Source organism: Caulobacter sp. D5, from assembly GCF_003185805.1.
Lineage (GTDB): Bacteria > Pseudomonadota > Alphaproteobacteria > Caulobacterales > Caulobacteraceae > Caulobacter.
In genome coordinates, this window is record NZ_QHJY01000143.1 from 1 (window position 1) to 3,015 (window position 3,015).

A 3,015-nucleotide genomic window follows, 5' to 3' on the forward strand; every position below is an offset into this window, starting at 1 on the left:
GTCGTCGACCTCGAACAACCCGTCGAACGGCGGCCAGGCCAACATCGACCTGCGCGGCCTGGGAAGCCAGCGCACGATGGTGCTGCTCGACGGCCACCGCGTGGTTCCGTCCAACTCGGACGGCACGGTCGACATCAACATCATCCCGCAGACCCTGATCCAGAACATCGAGGTGATCACCGGCGGCGCCTCGGCGACCTACGGTTCGGACTCGCTGTCGGGCGTGGTCAACTTCAAGCTCAACAAGAACTTCACCGGCCTGATGTTCGACTCCCAATACGGCGAGACCGAACGCGGCGACGGCAAGGAAAGCTCGCTGGCCTTCGCCGCCGGCGGCAAGTTCGCCGATGACCGCGGCCACGCCGTCCTGTCGGTCGGCTACACCCAGCGCGGCGAAGTGTTCAACTCCGCTCGCGACTTCGCCAAGATCTCGGGCGCCTCGTCGACCACCCCGTACGGCCGCTACGACGCCACCGGCACCAACCTGCCGACCCAGGCCGCCATCGACGCCGTGTTCGCCAAGTACGGCATCGCCACCGGCACCGTGAAGAACAGCGCCAACCTCGGCTTCAACAACGACGGCACGCTGTTCTACAACGGCGTCAACTACACCGGCTCGACCGCGATCGACTATTCGACGATCCCGGTGAACGGCACCTACAACACCGGCGCGCTGAACCTGATGCAGCTGCCGCTGACCCGCTATTCGGTCTACAGCGCCGCCGAGTACGAAGTGAACGAACACGCCGAGTTCTACGGCTCGTTCGCCTTCACCCACTACGACTCGCGCACCCAGCTGGCCCCGTCGCCGGCCGCCAGCTCCACCGGCTTCACCGTGCCGGTGACCAACCCGTTCATCCCGGCCGACCTGTCGACCATCCTGGCCAGCCGCGCGGACCCGACCGCCGACTTCCTGCTGCGCAAGCGCTTCACCGACGTCGGCGCCCGTATCTCGCAGACGACCTTCAACGTCTTCCAGATCGCCGGCGGCGTTCGCGGCGAGACCGGCTTCAAGGACTGGACGTACGACGCCTACGCCTCGTTCGGCCGCTCGGAGCAGAACGAGATCCAGTCGGGCAACGTCAGCCACTCGGCGGTCCAGACCCTGCTCGACGCGGCCGACGGCGGCGCCAGCATCTGCACCGGCGGCTATGACCCCTTCGGCAACAACGCCCTGACCGACTCGTGCCGCAGCTACATCTCGCGCACGACCAAGAACTGGACCGCCGCCGACCAACGCGTCGTCGAGTTCAACGTCCAGGGCGGCCTGTTCAACCTGCCGGCCGGTGAAGTCCGCGCCGCCGTGGGCGTCGACTACAAGTTCGACAGCTTCCAGTACGTGCCCGACAGCCTGCTCTCGACCGGCGACGTCGTGGGCTTCAACGCCGCCGACGCCATCAACGCCTCGACCGACGTCTATGAACTGTACGGCGAAGCCCTGGTGCCGGTCCTGAAGGACCTGCCCTTCGTCAAGGAACTGAACCTGTCGCTCGGCTACCGCCTGTCGGACTACGAGACGGTCGGCAGCGTCGGCGCCTACAAGATCGACGGCGACTGGGAGGTCTTCGACGGCTTCCGTCTGCGCGGCGGCTACCAGCGCGCCGTCCGGGCCCCGTCGATCGGCGAACTGTACTCGCCGCAGAACCAGGGCTACCCGGCGATCGACGAGGATCCCTGCGCGATCGACAGCTCGGCCCGCACCGGCTCCAACGCCGCCAGCGTCCGCACCCAGTGCCTGGCGCAGGGCGTGCCGTCGGCGATCATCGACAGCTACACCTACGCCAACGGCCAGATCAACGCGCTGAGCGGCGGCAATCCGGACCTGCAGGAAGAGACCAGCAACACCTTCAGCATCGGGACCGTCTGGACCCCGCGCCTGGAGAGCCCGCTGTTCGAAAAGCTGTCGCTGTCGGTCGATTTCTACTCGATCGACATCAAGGACGCGATCGGCACCATCGACGCCTCGACCGTGCTGGAGAAGTGCTACAACGGCGACGCCAACGCCTCGTACTACTGCAGCCTGTTCACGCGTAACACCTCGACCGGCGAAATCGACACGATGACGCTGACGAACCTGAACCTGGCCGAGTTCAAGACCTCGGGCGTGGACTTCCAGGTCGACTGGGGCTTCGGCCTCGGCGCCGTCGGCCTCGACGACAAGTACGGTTCGATCAAGCTGAACGTGGTCGGCACCTGGCTCAACACCTTCAAGATCCAGAGCCTGCCGGGCGAGGAGTTCGAAGAGCTGAAGGGCACGATCGGCAACACCTCGATCAGCTCGGTCGCCGTGGCCCACCCCGAGTGGAAGCACGCCACCACCCTGACCTACGCCATCGGTCCGGTGGATCTGGGCGTCCGCTGGCGCTACATCGGCGAAATGACCGACGCCGCGGTGGCCACCCAGAAGATCAAGGCGGTCAACTACTTCGACCTGAACGGCACCTGGCGCGTGACGGACACCTACTCCATCCGGGGCGGCGTCACCAACCTGGCCGACAAGGATCCGCCGACCTTCACCTCCTACGTCCAGGCCAACACCGATCCGTCGACCTACGACGTGCTCGGCCGCCGCTTCTACGTGGCGATCAAGGCCAAGTTCTAGGCCTGACGGCTTAGACCAGGACCTAGGTTGAAAACCGGGGCGGCGGGTTCGAAAGGACCCGCCGCCTTTTTCTTTGGGCGCTGCGCGGACGCGCGGCCCCCTCAGTCGCTCCGCGACAGCTCCCCCAGAGGGGGAGCATCCGAGGCGTCAAGATCCTCCCCCTCTGGGGGAGGTGGCCCGGAGGGCCGGAGGGGGCAAGCACGGCGCTTCGTCCTCGCGCTTTCGCTACGAGTTGATGGAAGAGGGCGCGGGGCGTCCGGGCCTCGCCCGGAGCTGTGAGTTTGAATACCGTTTCGACGAAGCCTCGACGCCCCGCGCGATCGTTGTGCCTCAGGCCGGGGCGCGCGGGCCTTTTCCGCCCTTCACCCCCTTCGGCATCTGCCTTCCCCGGAACCGGGCTGTAAGCTTCGCTA

General features: G+C 66.3%; 1 protein-coding gene. It reads left to right on the plus strand.

From position 1 onward, the window contains the following. Window positions 1–2,602: TonB-dependent receptor domain-containing protein (locus DMC18_RS10505; RefSeq protein ID WP_110132922.1), on the plus strand; the 2,602-nt coding region annotated here is incomplete at its 5' end. Window positions 2,603–3,015 lie beyond the last annotated feature (413 nt).